This window comes from Actinoalloteichus spitiensis RMV-1378, from assembly GCF_000239155.1.
GTDB lineage: Bacteria > Actinomycetota > Actinomycetes > Mycobacteriales > Pseudonocardiaceae > Actinoalloteichus_B > Actinoalloteichus_B spitiensis.
On record NZ_AGVX02000726.1, the window covers coordinates 1 to 1,068 of the forward strand.

The 1,068-nt window shown below is 73.8% G+C and carries 1 protein-coding gene; it reads right to left on the reverse strand.

Annotated features, from left to right (window positions below; all coding sequences use genetic code 11):
• Window positions 1–72 precede the first annotated feature (72 nt).
• Complete coding sequence (gene hemB, locus ACTIDRAF_RS0224575) at window positions 73–1,053, reverse strand: porphobilinogen synthase (RefSeq protein WP_016701325.1); 981 nt, start codon at window positions 1,051–1,053, stop codon at window positions 73–75.
• Between the last annotated feature and the right edge of the window lie 15 nt (window positions 1,054–1,068).

Below are 1,068 nucleotides of genomic sequence, written 5' to 3' on the forward strand. Positions count from 1 at the left end.
CGGCAGCCGCGTCGGGCGGCCCCGGCGGCGGTTCCCAGCGCGGCCCCCACCGAACGCGCGGTGGGGTGGCGCTCAGCTGGACGGGCGCAGCCACTGGGCGGCCTCGACCGCCCAGTAGGTGAGGACGAGGTCGGCCCCGGCCCGGCGGACCGAGGTCAGCGTCTCCAGAACGGTGCGTCGACGGTCGAGCCACCCGTTCGCCACCGCGGCCTCCACCATCGCGTACTCGCCGGACACCTGGTAGGCCGCGACCGGGACCTCGGAGATCTCGGCGACCTGGCGCACCACGTCCAGGTACGACATCGCCGGTTTCACCATGACCGCGTCCGCGCCCTCGGCCAGGTCCAGCCGCACCTCCCGCAGCGCCTCCCGACCGTTGGCGGGATCCTGCTGGTAGGTGTTGCGGTCCCCGGTGAGCTGGGACTCGACGGCGTCGCGGAACGGGCCGTAGAAGGCGGAGGTGTACTTGGCCGAGTAGGCGAGCACGGCGGTCTGCTCGTGCCCCGCCGCGTCCAGCGCCTGGCGGATCACCTCCACCTGCCCGTCCATCATGCCGCTGGGACCGACCACGTGCGCGCCGGCCTCGGCCTGCGCGACGGCCATCTCCCCGTACGCCTCCAGCGTGGCGTCGTTGTCCACCACCCCGTCGGGGGTCAGCAGGCCGCAGTGGCCGTGGTCGGTGAACTCGTCGAGGCAGGTGTCGGCCATCAGCACGGTGGCGTCACCCACCTCCTCGGCCAGCGCGCGCAACGCCACGTTCAGGATGCCGTCGGGATCAGCGCCGCCGCTGCCCCTGGCGTCCCGGCGTTCCGGGACCCCGAACAGCATGAGCCCGCCGATGCCGGCGTCGACGGCCGCCACCGCTGCCCTCCGCAGCGAGTCGAGGTCGTGCTGCACCACACCGGGCATCGACGCGATGGGAACCGGTTCGGACGCGCCCTCCCGGACGAACACGGGCAGCACCAGGTGCCTCGGTTCGAGGCTGGTCTCCGCGACGAGGCGGCGCAGCGCCGGGGTGCGCCGCCACCGCCGGGGACGCTCCAGGGGGAACATCCGTCGTCTCCCTTC

Excerpts from the sequence above, each read along its gene's own strand:
- hemB (WP_016701325.1), bottom strand. The coding sequence starts at position 1,053 with ATGTTCCCCCTGGAGCGTCCCCGGCGGTGGCGGCGCACCCCGGCGCTG.